The sequence below is a fragment of the Arthrobacter sp. 05L44 genome (assembly GCF_056397605.1).
This window is the reverse complement of sequence record NZ_JBFTNS010000001.1, coordinates 760,855-779,272: the sequence shown is the minus strand read 5'-3', so window position 1 is coordinate 779,272 and position 18,418 is coordinate 760,855. Positions and strand designations below refer to the sequence as shown.

The window sequence follows — 18,418 nt, the reverse complement described above, 5'->3', positions numbered from 1 at the left end:
TGTGTCAGATGGACGACGTTGGCCCTCTAGACGGCGCAGGCCAACCCCTGTGGGTCAGCGCCGGGTGCTGTTGGTCTTGGGGGTCCAGCCGCGTTCGGCCAGCGCCGCCCGCACCCTGGTGACCGCCGTCGGCTCCATGCCGGGCGCGAACGGGGTCAGATCCCACTGCGTCAACACAACCACCCGCCACCCGGCGTCCCGCGCGTTTTCATCCCGAAAGATGTCGCTTCGCCGTTGGGTTGGATTGGCGTGGTGTCCGCCGTCGTACTGGATCGCGATCTTTTCCCGCTCATAAGACAGATCAGGATCCTGGATCCAGCCGCCGGTTGCGTCGAACATTGGAACGTTAATGGCCGGCTCGGGGAGGCCGTGGCGGGTCAGGAGCAGCCGGAGTTCCGTCTCTTTGGGCGAGTCCGTGCCGGCGCGAACCAGCGCCCGCGCCCGCATTGCGGGTCGGTAGCCCGGCATGCCGGCTCGACGCGCGAGGTAGGCGTCAAGCTCAGCCACGGTGGTGAAGGGATTCCGTCGACGCAGCAGATAGTCGCCTGCCATGACAAGTTCGTCCAGGCTCAGTGTGCCGGCGAGGTCGAACCACGTGCGCAGCGGGGAGGTGCACTGGACTCTGATCCCGGCCACGATGTCGTCCGCTTCAAGGACGCCTTGATGACCCTCCACATCCTTGCGGCGCACGGCACGCTCGCCCCGCTGGCTTGTCAGGTGAACGACTGCTGGATTGGCCAGCGATGTCGGCAGCGGAAAGCCCCACAGGACGGCGGCCGAAAGGTGGCTCACCACCGCACCCGTCACCGCGCACAACGCATGGAGCCGTTCCAGCAGTGTGTCGGGAAGCGAGGCGGCGGCACGCGCACCGTGGCAGGGGGTGACGAGGTCGCGCGCGCGGATCCGACGGCGGCTCAGCCCCTCTGCGCGGGCCTCCGCGACGGTGAAAGGTCTGCTCCGAAGCTGTGGCGGGAGACTGCTCGGTTGGCGCATAGGAAAATTCTGGGCCCTACAGAAGGTCGTCGCGGCGTTATCCACAGGACAGGCGCGGTGTGGGGGAGCAGTGGACTTGGTCCGTGCCGGCCGCTCGTGGATGTAGTAGCGCGGCGAACTGCCAGAGATGGCCGCTATGGGTCTCCTGAAGCGGCCGTTTGTGGCAACGGGGCGTGCACGCGGGGTACGGGGTGACGTGCGCGGAGCGAGGGCCATGATGCGGGGAGTGTGGCTGTGTGCCGACGTCTCGTGCTTGGAACACTCGTTTCATGAAGCACAAGGAGCCAGGTGGGCCGGACAATGAGGTCGGTGGCTGCCCACTGGCGCGGGGCGCTCGGCGAAGTGCCAGAGATGACCGCTATGGGTCTCCTGAAGCGGCCGTTTGAGGCAACTGGGAGTACCCGCGGGAGCGGGGGTGCGGCGGGGAGTTCGGCCGTTTGTGGCAACTGGGAGTACCCGCGGGAGCGGGGATGCGGCGGGGAGGTCGGCCGTTTGTGGCAAATGGGCGTGCACGCGGGGTACGGGGCGAAGTGCGCGGAGCGAGGGCCATGATGCGGGGAGTGTGGCTGTGTGCCGACGTCTCGCGCTTGGAACTCACGTTTCATGAAGCACAGGAGCCAGGTGGGCCGGACAACGAGGTCCGTGGCGGGCCACTGGCGCGGGGAGCACGCCGAGATGACAGAGATGGCCGCTATGAGGTGGATGAAGCGGCCGTTTGTGGCAAGTGGGCGTGCCTGCGGCGTGTGGGGATGCGACGGGCGGGGTTGTGGGCGGCGTGCAGTCCGCGCCAGGCTGCGGGGCTGGGCCCACCTACACCCGGGTAGCGCTACTTGACCTCGTCGGTGCCTTGCGTGGTATCGCCGCTGCCGTGGGTTTCGCCGGTGTCCGGGCCGCGGTTCTCCCCGCTGTTGTTGCCGAGCTCGCGCTCCTTCGCGTCGAGTTCGGCCTTCAGCTTCTTGAGCCGGTCAGCCTCCGACTGGTTGCGCCGGCGCTGTTCGAGGTTGCGGAGGAAATCGGGGTCGTCGTCCGGCGCAGTGGGGTGCCGGTAGCTGACTGGGGCCTCCGGAGCCTGGCCCCGCGGCCGGCCGATCAGGAACCACAAAACCGCTCCGAGTACGGGGAGGACGATCTGCACTACGATCCAGGCAGGCTTGGAAATGCCCTTTGTCAGGCGTGCGTCGGTCCGGATGAGGTCGATGAGACCGTAGATAAAAACGACCAGTACAAGGATTGGTACCACGACACGGAGCATAGCTTCAGTTTAGCCTCCGCGCGAGCTTCCGGCGTCGGGCGGCGGCCCGGCCAGGACGGCTAAACTGGGTACGTGGCTTTCCTGAAATACTCCCTGATCCGTCTCGCGCTATTCGCCCCGCTGTTTGCGCTGTTCATCTACCTGCAGCTCGGCTGGCTGCTCGCCGCCCTCTGCGCGGGGATGATGGCTTTCGCCATCAGCTTCCTCTTCTTCCAGAAGCAGCGCGACGAGGCCACCGCCGCAATCCACTCGCGCCTGTCGGGCCAGGCCAAGCCGCTGCGCAGCGCGGGGGAGATCGACGACGCCGACGCCGAGGACCGCCTCGTCGACCAGCACCCGGACGTCACCGTCCGAAACGAGATCCGCCCCAAGGACTCCTAGGTTTCGGAGGTTCCGCGGCGGAGGCTAGGTTTCGGAGGTCCCGCGGCGGAGGCTAGGCCCGCAGCCGAGGCCCGGTGCCGGGAGGCCCGGGGGATTCCGCGGCGGAGGCTAGGCCCGCAGCCGAGGCCCGGTGCCGGGAGGCCCGGGAAGTTCCGCGGCGGAGGCTAGGCCCGCAGCCGAGGCCCGGTGCCGGGAGGCCCGGGAAGTTCCGCGGCCGAGGCTAGGCCCGCGGCCGAGGCCAGGTGCAGGGAGGCACCGGAGACCCCGCGGCCGACGCTAGGTCCCGGCAGCCCCTCGCCGGCTCCGGCGAACCCCCCGAATAACCGACCCCGCCCTAGAACCCGCGGCTCAGCACCAGGCCCAGCGAGAACAGCACGGCGTAGCCCAGGTTGATCAAGCCGGTCTGCTTCAGCACCGGGATCAGGCTCTTGCGGCGGCGGCCCGCGATCATCAGCCAGGACGGCATCAGGATGGCCGGGATCAGCAGCAGCACAATCAACATCCACGGCCGTCCCGGCGCCAGCACAATCACCAGCAGGATCGCCACGGCCAGCATCAGCACGTAGCTTTCCCGGGCGTGCTTGTCGCCGAGGCGCACAGCCAGGGTCTTCTTCCCGGCCACACGGTCGGTGGGGATGTCCCGCACGTTGTTGGCCATCAGCAGGGCGCAGGCGATCAGGCCCGTGCCGATCGCGCCGATGATGGCCGCGACGCTGAGCTGTCCGGCCTGGGTGTAGGTGGTGCCCAGCGTGGCCACCAGCCCGAAGAACACAAACACAAACAGGTCGCCCAGGCCGAGGTAGCCGTAGGGGTTCTTACCGCCGGTGTAGCCCCACGCCGCCATCACGCAGCCCACACCCACCAGGATGAGCCACCAGGCCTGCGTGATGATGACCAGGACCAGCCCGAACAGCATCGCCAGGCCGAACGCAGCGAAGGCGGCACGCTTGACGTGTTCCGGCTTGGCCACACCGGATCCCACCAGCCGCAGCGGGCCCACCCGGTCCTCGTCGGTGCCACGGATACCGTCGGAGTAGTCGTTGGCGAAGTTCACGCCGATCTGGAGCAGCAGGGCCACCAGGGCAGCCAGTACGGCGTTGACGGGGCGGAACGCGTTCATCTCGTAGGCCGCGGCGGACCCGATCAGGACCGGAGCGACCGCGGCCGGCAGGGTGCGCAGGCGGGCGCCTTGGATCCATTGTGCGGCTGTGGCCACGGTCAGTACCTCGTTGGTTCGGTGGTGATCTGGTGGAAAGACTTTTCTATTTTCCCCGATGACGGGCGTCCAGCAGAACGCTCATGCCCAGCCGGTCAGGTTTGCCGTTGGGAAGCATCATCAGTTCCGCGGCAGTCAGCACGGTTTTCGGGACCAGGACGCCGGTCAGGGCGCCTGCGGAGCCGCCGAGAATCCCGGCAGTGAAGGCCTCGGCCGCTTCGGCGGAACCGTCGGCCAGCACCACGTACGCGGCCAGGGCCTGTCCCCACTCGGCGGACGGCACCCCCGCCACGAACGCCGCCAGCACACCCTCAAGCCGCTCCAACTCCGCCTGCACGTGCGCGGCGGAGACTTTCACGCCGCCGGTGATCACGACGTCGTCCGCGCGCCCCAGCACTGTGAGGGTGCCGTCGGGCGCGAACTCGCCGAGGTCATTGGTCCGGTACCAGCGGATCCCGCCGTCGTCGACAAAGGTCGCGGCGGTCAGCTCCGGCTCGTCGAGATAGCCGGCGGCGATGGTCGCCCCGCCTAGCAAGATCCGGCCGTCGGGCGCGATCTTGACCTCGACGCCGTCCAGCGGCACGCCGTCGTAGACGCATCCGCCGCAGGTCTCGGCAGAACCATAGGTGGTGACTACCCGGACGCCGGCCTCCCTGGCCGCCGCGAGGAGGCCCGCCGACGCCGGGGCGCCGCCCAGGAGCACGCCGTTGAAGCGCCGGAGCACGGCCAGGGTCTCCGGGGACGGCGAGTCCAGCAGGCGCTGCAGCTGGGTGGGCACCAGGGACGTGAACCGGAGCTTGTCCGTCAGTTCCTGCGCCGCGGCGGTGAAGGCCTCTGCGGTGAACCCGCCGGAGAGGTCCATGGCCCAGGGGCGGGTGCCGGCGAACAGCGACCGGACCAGGACCTGGACGCCGGCCACGAACTGCACGGGCAGTGCCAGCAGCCACTGGCCCTCGCCCTTGAGCGCCATGGCTGTCGCCATGGAGGAGGCCGCCAGGGCGTCCACGGTCAGGACCGTGGCTTTCGGTGCGCCGGTGGACCCTGAGGTCCGCACCACGACGGCGGCATCCTCGACGCCGGGCGTCTCCACCCGCGAGACGGCGGGGGAGCCATCCGGCCCGGCGGAGAGTTCGACGGCGGGACCCTCCCCGCCGAGGGCGGCGGCAAGGGCGGCGAGGGCGGGCTCGATGTCTACCGCTCCGGAGGTCATGGCGCGGCCTAGAAGTAGTACGGGAAGTTGGACCAGTCGGGATCGCGCTTTTCGAGGAAGGCTTCCTTGCCCTCCACGGCCTCGTCCGTCATGTACGCCAGCCGCGTCGCCTCGCCGGCGAACACCTGCTGGCCGGCCAGGCCGTCGTCAGCCAGGTTGAAGGCGAACTTCAGCATCCGGATGGCCTGCGGGGACTGCCGGGCGATGTCGGCGGCGTATTCCAGCGCCACTTCCTCGAGCCGCTCGTGGTCGACGGCCTCGTTCACCGCGCCCATCCGGACCATGTCCTCAGCGGAATATTCGCGGGCGAGGAAGAAGATTTCGCGGGCTGATTTCTGCCCGATCTGGCGGGCCAGCAGGGCCGAGCCATAACCGGCGTCGAAGCTGCCCACGGTCGCGTCGGTCTGCTTGAACTTGCCGTGCTGCCGGGACGCGATGGTGAGATCCGAAACGACGTGCAGGGAGTGCCCGCCGCCTGCCGCCCAGCCGTTGACGACGGCGATGACCACCTTGGGCATGGTCCGCATCAGGCGCTGGACCTCGAGGATGTGCAGCCGGCCCGCGCGGGCCGGATCGATCGTTTCCGTCGTCTCGCCGTTTGCGTACCGGTAGCCGTCGCGGCCGCGGATCCGCTGGTCGCCGCCGGAGCAGAACGAGTGGCCGCCGTCCTTGGGGGAGGGGCCGTTGCCGGTCAGCAGGACGGTGGCGACATCCGGGCTCATCCGGGCGTGGTCCATGGCCCGGTAGAGCTCATCGACGGTGCCGGGCCGGAACGCGTTGCGGACCTCGGGCCGGTTGAAGGCGATCCGGACGGTGGGCAGGTCCCGCACCACGGTGCCGTCCGCGGCGCGCTCCACCTGCCGGTGGTACGTCATGTCCTGGAAGTCGTCGAAGCCGGTCACGGTGCGCCAGCGGGTGGGGTCAAAGACGTCGGACACCTTGGCGGGGATTTCGTTGCTCACAGTCCGAGTGTAGTAATCGGCTCAGCTGATGCAGAACTCGTTGCCCTCCGGGTCCGCCATGGTGTGCCAGGAATGCGGGCCCTCATTGGCAGTCCAGAGGAACGTGGCGCCGCGCGCTTCCAGGGCTGCCCGTGCCGCGTCCTTGTCCGCCCCGGCCAGGTTTACGTCCCAGTGGATCCGGTTTTTCACGGTCTTCGGTTCGGGCGCTGTCTGGAACAGGATCCTGCGGGTGGGCGGCTTGGCATCGAGGTCCCCCGGCGGACGGATCGCGGCGCCGGTCAGCCAGACCAGCTTCCCGTGGTGCAGCTTGGTCTCCGCGTCCGTCGCGAAGCCCTGCTCGATCATGGACCGGATGAAGGCCTCATCCTGCGGTTCGACGGCCCATTCCAGGGTCTCGGCCCACCAGTCGGCAAGGGCATGCGGGTCAAGGCAATCGACAGCTATCTGGATGTTCAGTGCCATGGGAAAAACCTACGACGACGGCGGCCCGGAAGCTAGGTGCGGGGCGGAAGTTCCGTCCCGCACCGGCTTTTAGGCGGCCTACTGGAGCTGCTCGAGGACTTCGGGCGGGATCGCGTAGATAAAGATGACGGCCAGCAGGTTCTTGGCGGCGTGGACTGAATACGAAAACATCAGATTCTTGCCGGTCCAGACGTAGGCGAACACCAAAACCGCCCCTATAGCGAGATACGGCATAAGGGCCGGCAGGGTCAGCGCTTCCTGGCCCACGATGTGCAGGGCCGCGAACAGCACCACTGACAGGGCGCAGCACACCCAGATGTTCAGCCGCCGGCTCAGTTTGCCGATCAGCAGATGCCGGAAGATGTACTCCTCGACGAACGGCCCCACAATCACCAGCAGCGGCACCATCAGCCAGGCGGGAACCTGTTGCATCAGGGCCTGCAGTCCGGCCTGGTTGGCGGACGTCTGCGGCGGACCGGTGACGGCGACCAGAACGGCGGTGAGGATCATCGCGGCCACCACGGCCAGGGGCACCATCAGCAGGGTGAACCACGGCCTGGTGGCCAGCACCCGGAGATCCCGGCGCGCCACCTGGTGGGCGGCGGAGAGGGCAAGCAGGCCGATGGCCGCGTAAAACACCAGGTTCACGGCGTAAGTGACGACAGCCGGGTTGGACGAGAGGTGCACCACCAGCGGGGCGAGCAGCCCGGACGCGGTGGCGAAGAACGCCGCAACCGCCACATAGGTGCCCGCGGTGACGTAGTCCAGCCGGGAGAAGGCATACAGTTCGGGACGCGGCGCGGGTGGTTGTCGGAGTGCGGTGCCCATGCCACCAAGCCTAGCCCGCGCGGCGGGCCCGCGCGGTGGGCCTGGGTGGGTCCGGAGACAGCTAACGCCCGGGCCGAGGGCGCCGGGCGTTAGCTGTGGTGGATACGGTGCGGAGTCCTAGCGGAAGAGCGCCGAGTAGGTTCCCATGATGATCCGGTCACCCGGGGTGGACTTGCGGATGTAATCCACCACGGCCCAGTCATCGAGCGAGATGCAGCCCGCCGTCGGGATCTTGTTCATGTGCAGGAAGATGGCGAAACCGGCGTCCTGGACGATGGTGGGCCGGTTGTAGTTGATGACCACGCCCTGCCGGTAGTAGCCCAGGCTGGCGAACCACCACATGTTCTCGTCCCAGCCGACCCACGAGGAGGACTCGTGGTACTTGTTGTACGTCGGCGTCCACGGGTTGCCGCCCCAGCGCGAGCGGGGATTCAGCGTGCGGTATGCCAGTTTGGTGCCCGGGTTGCCGAGACCAAACGCCTCGGTCACGGAGAAGGATCCCGTGGGCGAGAACAGGTTCCGGGTGGGGCCGGACGGAACTCCCGGCGGCTTGAACCCGGATTTGCCCACGTACCCGTCGGTGCGCCAGTCCGGGACATACGTTCCGGCGATCTTCATGCAGTACAGGTTGGTCGCATGGTTCAGCCCGTATCCCTGGGTCCAGGTCAGCAGCACACGGTTCGCGCCGTACGTGGAGTACTTGGACTTGCCGTTGTTCAGGTTCTGGCACTCCGACATCCCGAAGATCCGGTACCCGGGTTTGACGGTCCAGCCCACAAAGCCGCGCTGGAACGCCTGGATGCACTGGCCCGGGACGCATTTCTCGTTGGCCAGCGGGTAGCCCAGGCTGCTCCGGGTCTCGCCGACCCGGAGGTACCGGGCGCCGAGGGCGCCGCGGGAAATCCAGGCTCCGGTGGCCGAGGACCAGTAGACGGTTCCGCCCTGGAAACGCTGCAGGCATCCGCCGGCGGCCTGCCCGCACGCCTTCGCGGTGGTGGGATAGCCCATCACGCCGGCCTGTGCGCCGGAGGCCTTCCAGCGGGTGTAAATGACGCCCTGGACAACCCGGGCCGCGGTTTTCGGGGACCAGAACACGGCGCCGTTGGCGAAGTACTGGTAGCAGCCCCGGGCGGTCAGTCCGCAGACCTCGGCCGTGCTTGGCAGCCCGAGTCCGGCGGCTTCACCCTGTGCCCGCCATAGGTTTCCGATCCCGCCGCGGGACCAGATCTGCTGGACTCCCTTGGTGGTCCAAGTCAGGAAGCGGCCGCTGGAGAACTTCTGGATGGTCCCGCCCGCCACCGCGGTTTCGTCGGTGACAGGGTAGCCGTACAGGGCCGCTCCGCCCTTCGCATGCCACCAGGGGCCGGTGTGGCCCGCGGTCCGCAGGACCAGCCGGGCGCCCGTTGCCGCGGTCCAGTAGACCGATCCGCCGGCGAACGCCTGGCTGCAGACGTCGCCGGAACACAGCTGGTTCGCCGTCGGAGCGCCGAGGGCGCCGGCGGCACCGCTCAGCGAGGTCCACTTCAGGCCGATCGGGCCGACGACGACGACGGGATCCGGCGCCGGCGGGGGAGTCAGGGTGGGTGCCGGGGTTGGTGTTGGGTCGACCGCCGGTGAGGTCGGATCCGGGGTGGCCGTGGTGGTCGGCGTCGGGCTGATGACCGGCGCGGGATCGGCCGGTGCCGGGGCGGAGCCGGTCGGTGACGGGGTGTCCGTCGGCGTCGCCGTAGGGCTGGCGGTGTCCGAGGGCGCCGGAGTAGCGGTCTCCGCGAATGCCGGGGCGACGGCGAGCGGGCCGGCCGCCAGGCCAAAAACCACCGCCGAGACAAGAAGTAGTTTTTTCATGGGGCATCCTCTACGGAAACGACCGGCGTGCAGGCCGTGGTTTTGTCCTTCGTCTTGGCGAAGTCGGGTGCATCGACGTCGGCCGACTGGCCGGCCGCGATGGTCTTGGTGATGATCGTGTGCCCTGCCACCAGGGGACCCGCGGTGACCGCGATCGCCACGGTGAACACCTTGCTCTTGGTGCTGGTGTTATCGAGGGTTCCCTTGAACGACCAGGACCCGTCCGCGGAGGGGCTGCAGGAGTACTGCCGCCAGGCGTAGGGCGCGTTCAGGGATGTGGACACGTCGGCGGGCGCGGACGTGTCCGGTGCCGCCGATCCTGACGCTGATGATGTTGGTGCGGATGGTGCTGCGGTGGTGCCGGCGCTGGATGTGGCTGGCCCTGGGCCGCCGCTTGAACACCCCGCTAAAGCGAGAAGCAGCACTGCAGGCAGTAGCGCTCTCCGTTTCATAGTCTCCCCCTGACTCACGGCACTTCTGCCATGGCCTGCAACGAAGTGTGCAGGCGAACCGGCGGGGAAGTTCCCGCCGGTTCGCTCAGAGTAATGGAAACAACGGCCTGACCAGCGTTTATGTATCAAAACGTTGTCTAAAAATGCGTATTCGTGGCGGCCCTGGCGCCGCGGCGGGGCGTCCTCCGGGCCGTCGAGGATGTTGCCCGCGTCACGGTGAGGCCCCGAAAGCTAGTACTATGGACGAGCCGCGCGACGCTGCGACCCCCTGTGAGTTCCGGTCCCCGCCCCTGCCCGCCTTCCTCCGCTGAGGGCGCAGGACGGGCCTGTGCCTGTGCTCCCGGAGCCGCCTCCCGCTGCGGCGCTACCCCGACATACAAGGAACAGTTGTGCCACAAAGTACTTCCACAGAAGCCAAGAGCGCGCCGGAGCAAACCGCCGTCGACTCGACCCTCAGCGCCGAGGGTTACAAGAAGTCCCTGAGTGGCCGCCAGGTCACCATGATCGCCATGGGCGGCGCGATCGGCGTCGGCCTCTTTATGGGAGCCGGCGGCCGGCTGGCCTCCACCGGCCCCGCGCTGATTTTCTCCTACGCCATCGCCGGCGTAATCGCCTACCTGCTGATGCGGGCCCTGGGCGAGCTGATCATGTACCGCCAGACCTCCGGCTCCTTCGTCAGCTACGCCGGGGAGATGTTCGGTAAGAAGGGCGCCTACCTCTCCGGTTGGATGTACTTCATCAACTGGGCCATGACCGGCATCGCGGAGCTGATCGCGATCGGCCTGTACTTCCAGTTCTTCTTCCCCAACGTACCGGTCGAGTTGACGGCCATCGCGGCGCTGCTGCTGCTGGTGGGCGTGAACCTGCTGAGTGTTAAGGCGTTCGGCGAATTCGAATTCTGGGCCTCGGTCCTGAAGGTAGCCGCCATCCTGATCTTCCTGGCCGTCGGTACCTTCATGGTGGTCACCAACGCCAAGGTCGGCAACGGCCACGCCTCCGTGACCAACCTCTTTGCCGGCGACGGCGGGATGTTCCCCAAGGGTGCCCTGGTGATGATCCTGGTCCTCAACGCCGTGATCTTCGCCTACAACGCGATCGAACTTGTCGGCATCACCGCCGGCGAAATGGAGGACCCGGCCAAGGAGGTCCCGAAGGCCATCCGCGCCGTCGTCATCCGCATCGTGGTGTTCTACGTCGGTTCGGTCACCCTGCTGGCCATGCTCCTGCCGTCGGACCAGTACAAGGCCGGCACCTCGCCCTTCGTCACCGTCTTCGGCCAGATGGGCCTGCCGTGGATGGGCGATGTGATGAACATGATCGTCATCACCGCGGCGCTGTCCTCCTGCAACTCGGGCCTGTACTCCATCGGCCGGATCTTCCGCACCATGGCCAACAACGGGCACGCCCCGCAGTGGCTGACCCGGATGTCCAAGAGCCACGTACCCTATGCCGCGATCCTGGCGATCGGCGCGGTCTACCTCGTGGGCATCCTGCTGAACATCTGGCTGGGCGGCTCCCACGCGTTCGATCTCGCCCTGAACACCGCCTCGATCGGCGTCATTTTCACCTGGGGTTCCATCTTCGCCAGCCAGATCGCGCTGCGGAAGATCAAGGGCAACGCCTCGTCCCTGCCGATGCCGGGTTCACCGTGGACCAGCTGGGCCGGCCTGGTGGCACTGCTCGCCATCACGGTGCTGATCGGTTTCGACACGATGACCAGCAAGACCGGCGAGGTGTTCCAGTTGGGCCTGTGGACCCTCGCGACCATCCCGTTCTTCGCGGTGGTGCTCTGGCTCGGCTGGCAGAAGGTCAAGCACAACGAACCCAAGAGCGAGCTCTTCAGCTAGTCTCCAACCCTATCGATTGCCCCGTAACCGCCGTTTTGGGGTCCCAAAAGGGCGGTTACGGAGCAGTCGATCCGGGATTCTTCAGGTACCGGCCGAAGTGTTCCTCGATCCGGTGCCAGGCCTCGGGGGCGGACTGCGGATCCGGGCCCACCCCAAGGACGCGGAACAGCGGACGCAGGGGCCTGGGCCCGATCTCGGCGTCGTTGAGGAATGAGTGGCCGGCAGTTTCGAATTCCTTGATGTCGTGCACCACTCCCAGCGTCCCGAGCACCGCTTCCAGCTGCGCCGACCCGTTCCGCAGCCCACGGTCCTTCGCGCCGAAGTTGGCAACGATCGGACAGGCACCGGCGAGGGCCGTTTCCGGGTCCTTCGGCAGCCGCCCGTAGTTCACGGCCGCGGCGTCGAACCCGTCATTGGCCAGCAGGAGCGCGAAACCGCCGCCCATGCAGAAGCCAATCACGCCGATCTTCCCGGTGGTGCGGCCCGAATCCAAGAGCCACTGCCGTGCGGCGGCGAGATCCGTGAACGCACGTCCCTGCCCCGCCGTGACGGCGCGCATGGTCGACACGAGGCAGCGTCGCGCGCCGCCGTCGCTGAACAGGTCCACCGCCAGCGTCAGGTAACCGGCGGCGGCCATCCGTTCCGCGTGCCGGATAGTGATGTCATCGAGCCCGAACGCTTCGTGGATCATCAGCAGGGCCGGAAACGGCCCGTCCCCGGCCGGCTCGGCGAGGTAGCCGTAAAGACGGGGCGAGCCCCCGGCCGCCATACCGGCCGCGCTCAGGTCGACATTGTGCCGCTCTGTATCCGGGCCGCTCGGGTCCGAAGCTTTCCTGGCCATCTGCGCTCCTGTGGCGTCCTGCCCGCTGGTCGCGGGCGGTTGCCGACAGTCTTGCACTGAAGCGCGCCGGGTGTGCACCGCGTGCGCGCCGGGGGCTCCCAAGATCCGGCCGGGCACCAAAGTGAAAAGAGCACAAAAAACGGCGCCGGACGTCCCCCAAAGGAACGCCCGACGCCGTCTGTGTGCGGATTAGTCGCGCTTGAACGCGTCCTTGGCGTTCTCGCCAACCTTCTTCGCGTCGGCAACGACCTGGTCCTTCTGGCCTTCGGCCTTCAGCTGGTCATTGTCCGTGGCGTTTCCGGTAGCTTCCTTGGCCTTGCCGCCGAGGTGCTCCGCTTCGTTCTGAATCTTGTCTCCGATACCCATGGTGTGCTCCACCTTTCGTTTCCGGTTGAAATTCAACGCAGTTTTAGCCTAACACGAAGCATGCTTACTAATTCAAGTCCTTTTTTCGGCGGACTTCGGCCAGGGTGTGGCTGAGGGATCTTGGGGCGCCGGACTAGGCTCGAACCATGGAGTTAAAAACCACCCTCACCCAGCACGTGAACGCCCCGGCGGCCAAGGTGTGGGCCGTCGTTACGGACATTCCCGGCTCGCCCGCAACCCTGTCCGCCGTCCAATCCGTCCAGCTCATCACAGGCAGCGCCTATGCCGAAGGGACCCGCTGGCGGGAGACCCGGACCATGTTCGGCCGGCCCGAGACCGTGGAGATGTGGGTTTCCCGCTGTGAACCGCCCTCCCCGGGACGCGCTGGCAGTGCGGGGAGCACCGGAAGCACCACCGTGCAGGCCCGCCAGAGCGGCACCGACTACACGTCCCGGTTCAGCCTGGCGGAGCGCGACGGCGGCACGGACCTCACCCTGACGTTCACCGCCGTTCCAGTCCGGACCACCCGGCTCGCCAGGGCCGCGATGGTGGTTTTTGGCCCGCTGGGGATGAGGCTCACGCGCAAGGGCCTGGCCCGGGACCTCGCCGAGATCGCCGGCAAAGCGGAAGGCCTCTGATGGCGGCGTCGGGGAAATCCAAAATCACCGCGCCGCGGCTCACGCCGGTCCGCCTCCCGGACCTCGTCGATGATCCCGCGCCGGAGTTCCGCCGCGGGATGAGGTACGACGGCGTCCGGTACAGCCGCGCGGACGCCGACGGACTGGAGCTCAGCGGCACCGACTTCGCCGAATGCGAGTTCAACGGCGCCTCCTTCAACGAGACCCAGTTGCGCGGTGCCGGGTTCCGGGACAGCATCCTGGCCGAGGTGTATGCCCCGGTGCTGACGGCCGCGCGCTCACACCTGCGCGACGTCGAGATCCGCAATCCGCGCTGGGGCTCGGCGGAACTGTATGAGAGCGGCTGGCAGTCCGTGCGGATCGACGGTGGCAAGCTGGACTACGTCAATTTCCGGGGGTCCAAACTGACCGACGTGCAGATCAGCGACTGCATCATCAACGAACTGGACCTGGGCTCCTGCACGGCCACCCGGGTCGCGCTGAAGAACTGCACCATCGGAAGCGTGGACTTCAGCGGCGCCCGGCTCAAGGATTTTGACCTCCGGGGCACGGAATTCCGCTCTGTGAGCGGCTTGGGCAGTCTCTCCGGCATCGTCGTCGACGAGTACCAGCTCACCCTGCTCGCCCCCTTGCTGGCAGGCCACCTGGGCATCACGGTCGCCTGAGCCCGGCGGCGTCATCAGGGGCCGTCCGGTTGACCCCGCTGGGCCGGTGTGTAATCTTTATAGAACGAACGGTCGGTAATTTTATTGCGGCCCAGCTCCCTTGGTGAAGGATGTTCTCATGGTCGAGGCTTTTCTTGTTGGCGGTGCCCGCACTCCGGTGGGGCGGTACGGGGGCGCCCTTTCCGGGGTCCGTCCCGATGACCTGGCCGCACTCGTGGTCCGCGAGGCCGTGGCCCGTGCCGGCGTCGACCCGGACGCGATTGACGAGGTCATCCTCGGGAACGCCAACGGTGCCGGCGAGGAAAACCGCAACGTCGCCCGGATGGCCACCATCCTGGCCGGCCTGCCGCTGCACATCCCGGGCATCACCGTCAACCGGTTGTGCGCCTCGGGCCTGAGCGCCATCATCATGGCCAGCCAGATGATCAAATCGGGCGCCGCGGACATCGTGGTGGCCGGCGGCGTCGAATCGATGAGCCGCGCCCCCTGGGTGCAGGAAAAACCGCAGACCGCTTTCGCCAAGCCCGGCCAGATTTTTGATACCTCCATCGGCTGGCGCTTCGCCAACCCGCTGTTCCAGAAGGGTGAACTTTCCCGCGACGGCAAGATGACCTACTCCATGCCGGAAACGGCGGAAGAAGTGGCCCGCGTGGACGGCATCACCCGCGAGGACGCCGATGCGTTCGCCGTCCGTTCGCACGAACTCTCCCTCGCCGCGATCGCCGCCGGCCGCTTCGCCGCGGAGATCGTCCCCGTGACCGTCAAGACCCGCAAGGCCGAAACGGTGGTCGACACCGACGAGGGCCCGCGCGCCGGCACCACCATGGACGTGCTCGCCAATCTCCGGCCGGTGGTTGCCGGGGGCTCCGTGGTCACCGCGGGCAACTCCTCCACCCTGAACGACGGCGCCTCCGCGATCATCGTCGCCTCCGAGGCGGCCATCCAGAAGCTGGGCCTCACCCCGCGGGCCCGCATCATCGACGGGGCGTCCGCCGGCTGCGAACCCGAGATCATGGGCATCGGGCCCGTCCCGGCCACCCAAAAGGTCCTCGCCCGCGCCGGCCTCGGCGTCGGTGACCTCGGCGCCGTCGAACTCAATGAAGCCTTCGCGACGCAGTCCCTGGCCTCCGTGCGCCGGCTGGGTCTGGACCCGGAGATTGTGAACCGCGACGGCGGCGCGATCTCACTGGGGCACCCGCTGGGCTCGTCGGGCTCCCGGATCGCGATCACCCTGCTGGGGCGGATGGAACGCGAAGATGCGCGGATCGGCCTGGCCACCATGTGCATCGGCGTGGGACAGGGCACCGCCATGCTGCTGGAGCGCGTCTAATGGCGGCCCAGCCCGCCTGCCTGGATACCGCTGGCTTCAGCACGCTCCTGGTCGAGGAGCAGCAGGACCGGTTGGTGGTGCTGCTGAACCGGCCAGAGGTCCGCAACGCGATCGACCAGCAGATGGTCGACGAGCTCCACCGGGTCTGCGCCTACCTGGAGCAGACCCCGAAGGTGCTGATCCTGGCCGGCACGGAGGGCGTCTTCGCCTCCGGCGCGGACATCGCACAGCTGCGTGAACGCCGCAGGGACGACGCCCTGCAGGGCATCAACTCCACCATCTTCGTCCGCATCGCCAAGCTGCCGATGCCGGTCATTGCCGCTCTCGACGGCTTCTGCCTGGGCGGCGGGGCCGAGCTCGCCTACGCGGCCGACTTCCGCATCGGCACCCCCGGGGTCCGGATCGGCAACCCCGAGACGGGCCTGGGCATCCTCGCCGCCGCCGGGGCCAGCTGGCGCCTGAAGGAACTGGTGGGGGAGCCCGTCGCGAAGGACATCCTGCTGGCCGGCGCTGTGCTCCGCGCCGACCGGGCGCTCGCCGTCGGGCTTATCACCGAGGTCCATGAACCCGCGCAGCTGATGGTCGGCGCCCACGCGCTGGCGGACCGGATCGGGCAGCAGGACCCCCTCGCCGTGCGGATCACCAAATCCGTGTTCCATGCCCCGGCCGAGGCACACCCGCTGATCGACCAGCTCGCCCAGGGCATCCTTTTCGAATCCCAGGCGAAGTTCGACCGGATGCAGGCCTTCCTGGACAAAAAGTCCGCCAAGAAGTCGGCCGCACTGCCGGCCGCACCGCCAGAGACCTCTTCAGACCGGAAGAAGCAGCCATGAGCAGCCCCTTAGTTCCCGCCAGCGTTCCCGCCGTCCCCGCCTCCGTTGGAGTGCTCGGCGGCGGCCGGATGGGCGCGGGCATCGCCCACGCCTTCCTGATCAACGGGGCCAACGTCCTGGTGGTGGAACGCGACGACGAATCCGCCGAGGCCGCCCGGGAACGGGTGGAGTCGGCCGCCGCCAAGAGCATCGAACTCGGCGCCACCGACGGCAACCTGGACGAGATGGTCTCCAGGCTCTCCGTCACTGTGGACTACGACGACTTCAAGGATCGGCAGTTGGTTGTCGAGGCCGTACCCGAGGACTGGGACCTGAAGGTCGCCTCGCTGCGCGGGATCGAGGAACGCCTCGGCGCCGACGCCTACCTCGCCTCCAACACCTCGTCGCTGTCCGTCAACGGCCTGGCCCGCGAGCTGAAGCGCCCGCAGAACTTCCTGGGCCTGCACTTCTTCAACCCGGTTCCGGCCTCCACCCTGATCGAGGTGGTGCTCGGCGAGCAGACCAGCGAAACCCTCGCCCGGGACGCCCGCGGCTGGGTCGCGGCACTGGGCAAGACCGCCGTCGTCGTCAACGACGCCCCCGGCTTCGCGTCCTCACGGCTGGGGGTAGCCATCGCCCTGGAGGCGATGCGCATGGTGGAGGAAGGCGTGGCCTCGGCCGAGGACATCGACAACGCGATGGTCCTGGGCTACAAGCACCCCACGGGCCCGCTGCGCACCACCGACATTGTGGGCCTGGACGTCCGGCTGGGCATCGCCGAATACCTGGCTTCGACGCTGGGTGAACGCTTCGCCCCGCCGCAGATCCTCCGGGACAAGGTGGCCCGCGGCGAGCTTGGCCGCAAAACCGGCAAGGGCTTCTTCGACTGGACTGCCTGAGCCGGACCGGCATGCCTAGGATGGAGCGGTGACTACCGCCCCGCCGCGCATTGAACCCATCACCCTCACCGGCACGCACGTGGTGCTGGAACCGCTCAGCCACGCGCACCACGACGGGCTGGTGGAAGCTGCCCGCGACGGCGAACTCTGGAAACTCTGGTACACCTCCGTGCCGGCCCCGGAAGCCATGACAGCCGAGATCGACCGGCGACTGGCCCTCCAGCAGGCAGGGTCCATGCTGCCCTTCACCACGCGGCTGCTCGATCCGGCCACCGGGGGTCCAGGGCAGGTCATCGGCATGACCACCTACATGAACATCGACGCCGCCACACCGCGGGTGGAAATCGGTTCCACCTGGAACGCGCTCTCCGCCCACGGCAGCGGCAGCAACCCCGACTCCAAGCTGCTGCTGCTCCGGCATGCCTTCGAGACGCTCGGATGCCCGGCGGTGGAATTCCGCACGCACTGGCTCAACCACCAGTCGCGCGAGGCGATCGCCCGGCTCGGCGCCAAACAGGACGGTGTGCTGCGCAGCCACAGCCGCACGGCCGACGGTCAGCTCCGGGACACCGTGGTGTTCTCCATCCTCGAACACGAATGGCCGATGGTCCGGACCGGCCTGGAATACCGCCTCGTCGGCCGCCGCCGGGGCTCGGCGGACGGCCGGGCCGATGGCTAGCCCGGGGATGCGGCCGGAGCCCGTTGCCCCGGCCGGCCCGCCGGATGACGGCCGCGCCGTGGATTGGGACGGTGCCGTCAACGCCTGGCATATTGCGGGGGACGTGTACCGGATGGGACGCCGGGAATGGCTCACCGAGACCGGCTGGCAGCAGGCGTACGACGGCGGCATCCGCACAGTCATTGACCTGCGCAACCCCGAGGAGGTCCGCCGGCGCGACACAGACCCTGTGGTGGGCGCCGAAACCCTGGCCGCGTTCGACGTCGTGCACGCCCCCACGGAGGACCCGGCGAACAGCGAATTCCGTGAACTCTGCGTTCCCTACCTGAACGACCCCGCGTACTATCGGGACAACGCCAGGATCTTCCCCGGGAAGCTCGCGCAGGTATTCAAGGCTGTGGCCGCAGCGCGCGGCGGCGTCGTCATCCACTGCTCCGCCGGCCGGGACCGCAGCGGCATGATCGCGGCTATGCTCCAGGACCTCGGCGGGGCCGGGGAGCCCGCCATCGCGGCGGCCTACGAACGCGCCATGCGGGGAATCAATGAGCACCACCGCCGGTCCGGGACGCCCCACCCGCACGAACGGTACCTTCCCGAGGACGTCCTGGCGCCCCTGATTGAACGACGCCGGAACAGCCTGCTGCGGTTCGTCCGGGAGGTAACCACCGCCGAATTTTTGGGCCACAATGGCGTAACGGTCCACGAGTTGGCCGCCATCCGGGGCAAACTGGCGCGTTAGA

General features: G+C 68.0%; 20 protein-coding genes. 9 read left to right on the top strand and 11 right to left on the bottom strand.

The window, feature by feature from the left end:
• Nucleotides 1-54: 54 nt before the first annotated feature.
• Entirely contained in the window at nt 55-993 is a 939-nt protein-coding gene (locus AC1DHY_RS03590) for a hypothetical protein (protein WP_476903162.1), read from the bottom strand.
• Between the two features lie 826 nt (nt 994-1,819).
• A complete protein-coding gene (locus AC1DHY_RS03585) occupies nt 1,820-2,245 on the bottom strand; it encodes a PLD nuclease N-terminal domain-containing protein (RefSeq protein WP_476880662.1) in 426 nt (141 codons plus the stop codon).
• 72 nt (nt 2,246-2,317) lie between these two features.
• Between AC1DHY_RS03585 and AC1DHY_RS03580 the strand changes: the two genes are divergently transcribed.
• On the top strand, nt 2,318-2,626 hold the full coding sequence (locus AC1DHY_RS03580; RefSeq protein ID WP_476903161.1) for a DUF4229 domain-containing protein: 309 nt from the start codon (nt 2,318-2,320) through the stop codon (nt 2,624-2,626).
• Nucleotides 2,627-2,960: 334 nt separating this feature from the next.
• Here the strand turns inward: AC1DHY_RS03580 and AC1DHY_RS03575 are convergent, their stop codons facing one another.
• The 7 genes from AC1DHY_RS03575 to AC1DHY_RS03545 all read right to left on the bottom strand — a co-directional run bounded on the left by AC1DHY_RS03575 (nt 2,961) and on the right by AC1DHY_RS03545 (nt 9,433).
• Nucleotides 2,961-3,842: a 1,4-dihydroxy-2-naphthoate polyprenyltransferase gene (locus tag AC1DHY_RS03575; RefSeq protein WP_476903160.1), complete on the bottom strand. Its 882-nt coding sequence runs from the start codon at nt 3,840-3,842 to the stop codon at nt 2,961-2,963.
• A 46-nt stretch (nt 3,843-3,888) separates the two neighbouring features.
• The gene (locus tag AC1DHY_RS03570) at nt 3,889-5,052 is read right to left on the bottom strand and encodes an AMP-binding protein (protein WP_476880517.1); all 1,164 of its coding nucleotides are present in this window, start codon (nt 5,050-5,052) and stop codon (nt 3,889-3,891) included.
• Between the two features lie 8 nt (nt 5,053-5,060).
• Nucleotides 5,061-6,014 (bottom strand): 1,4-dihydroxy-2-naphthoyl-CoA synthase, encoded by a 954-nt coding sequence (locus AC1DHY_RS03565; RefSeq protein ID WP_476903159.1) that lies wholly within the window; start codon nt 6,012-6,014, stop codon nt 5,061-5,063.
• A 21-nt stretch (nt 6,015-6,035) separates the two neighbouring features.
• Nucleotides 6,036-6,476, bottom strand: coding sequence for a VOC family protein (locus AC1DHY_RS03560; RefSeq protein WP_476878205.1), 441 nt, complete (start codon nt 6,474-6,476; stop codon nt 6,036-6,038).
• A gap of 78 nt (nt 6,477-6,554) precedes the next feature.
• A complete protein-coding gene (locus AC1DHY_RS03555; RefSeq protein WP_476878204.1) occupies nt 6,555-7,304 on the bottom strand; it encodes a lysostaphin resistance A-like protein in 750 nt (249 codons plus the stop codon).
• A 117-nt stretch (nt 7,305-7,421) separates the two neighbouring features.
• Complete coding sequence (locus AC1DHY_RS03550; RefSeq protein ID WP_476878203.1) at nt 7,422-9,149, bottom strand: hypothetical protein; 1,728 nt, start codon at nt 9,147-9,149, stop codon at nt 7,422-7,424.
• Nucleotides 9,146-9,433, bottom strand: coding sequence for a hypothetical protein (locus tag AC1DHY_RS03545; protein ID WP_476878202.1), 288 nt, complete (start codon nt 9,431-9,433; stop codon nt 9,146-9,148). The genes AC1DHY_RS03550 and AC1DHY_RS03545 overlap by 4 nt, the downstream gene beginning before the upstream one ends.
• Before the next feature lie 557 nt (nt 9,434-9,990).
• Here AC1DHY_RS03545 and AC1DHY_RS03540 point away from each other — a divergent pair.
• Complete coding sequence (locus AC1DHY_RS03540; RefSeq protein WP_476878201.1) at nt 9,991-11,448, top strand: amino acid permease; 1,458 nt, start codon at nt 9,991-9,993, stop codon at nt 11,446-11,448.
• A 55-nt stretch (nt 11,449-11,503) separates the two neighbouring features.
• On the opposite strand, the gene AC1DHY_RS03535 is transcribed toward AC1DHY_RS03540, so the two are convergent.
• Together AC1DHY_RS03535 and AC1DHY_RS03530 are read right to left on the bottom strand one after the other, a co-directional pair.
• Nucleotides 11,504-12,289, bottom strand: coding sequence for a dienelactone hydrolase family protein (locus tag AC1DHY_RS03535; protein ID WP_476878200.1), 786 nt, complete (start codon nt 12,287-12,289; stop codon nt 11,504-11,506).
• 189 nt (nt 12,290-12,478) lie between these two features.
• Entirely contained in the window at nt 12,479-12,655 is a 177-nt protein-coding gene (locus AC1DHY_RS03530; RefSeq protein ID WP_476878199.1) for a CsbD family protein, read from the bottom strand.
• A gap of 146 nt (nt 12,656-12,801) precedes the next feature.
• Here AC1DHY_RS03530 and AC1DHY_RS03525 point away from each other — a divergent pair, with 146 nt between their 5' ends.
• From AC1DHY_RS03525 to AC1DHY_RS03495, 7 genes are all read left to right on the top strand, one after another.
• Nucleotides 12,802-13,293 (top strand): SRPBCC family protein, encoded by a 492-nt coding sequence (locus AC1DHY_RS03525; protein WP_476878198.1) that lies wholly within the window; start codon nt 12,802-12,804, stop codon nt 13,291-13,293.
• The gene (locus AC1DHY_RS03520) at nt 13,293-13,958 is read left to right on the top strand and encodes a pentapeptide repeat-containing protein (protein WP_476878197.1); all 666 of its coding nucleotides are present in this window, start codon (nt 13,293-13,295) and stop codon (nt 13,956-13,958) included. Before AC1DHY_RS03525 ends, AC1DHY_RS03520 begins: the two co-directional genes overlap by 1 nt.
• A 118-nt stretch (nt 13,959-14,076) precedes the next feature.
• Nucleotides 14,077-15,288 (top strand): thiolase family protein, encoded by a 1,212-nt coding sequence (locus AC1DHY_RS03515; protein WP_476878196.1) that lies wholly within the window; start codon nt 14,077-14,079, stop codon nt 15,286-15,288.
• On the top strand, nt 15,288-16,121 hold the full coding sequence (locus tag AC1DHY_RS03510) for an enoyl-CoA hydratase/isomerase family protein (protein WP_476903158.1): 834 nt from the start codon (nt 15,288-15,290) through the stop codon (nt 16,119-16,121). Before AC1DHY_RS03515 ends, AC1DHY_RS03510 begins: the two co-directional genes overlap by 1 nt.
• Entirely contained in the window at nt 16,118-16,999 is an 882-nt protein-coding gene (locus AC1DHY_RS03505; protein WP_476878194.1) for a 3-hydroxyacyl-CoA dehydrogenase family protein, read from the top strand. The genes AC1DHY_RS03510 and AC1DHY_RS03505 overlap by 4 nt, the downstream gene beginning before the upstream one ends.
• 28 nt (nt 17,000-17,027) lie before the next feature.
• Nucleotides 17,028-17,678 (top strand): GNAT family N-acetyltransferase, encoded by a 651-nt coding sequence (locus tag AC1DHY_RS03500; protein WP_476878193.1) that lies wholly within the window; start codon nt 17,028-17,030, stop codon nt 17,676-17,678.
• Nucleotides 17,679-17,685: 7 nt separating this feature from the next.
• The gene (locus AC1DHY_RS03495) at nt 17,686-18,417 is read left to right on the top strand and encodes a tyrosine-protein phosphatase (RefSeq protein ID WP_476878192.1); all 732 of its coding nucleotides are present in this window, start codon (nt 17,686-17,688) and stop codon (nt 18,415-18,417) included.
• Nucleotide 18,418 lies beyond the last annotated feature (1 nt).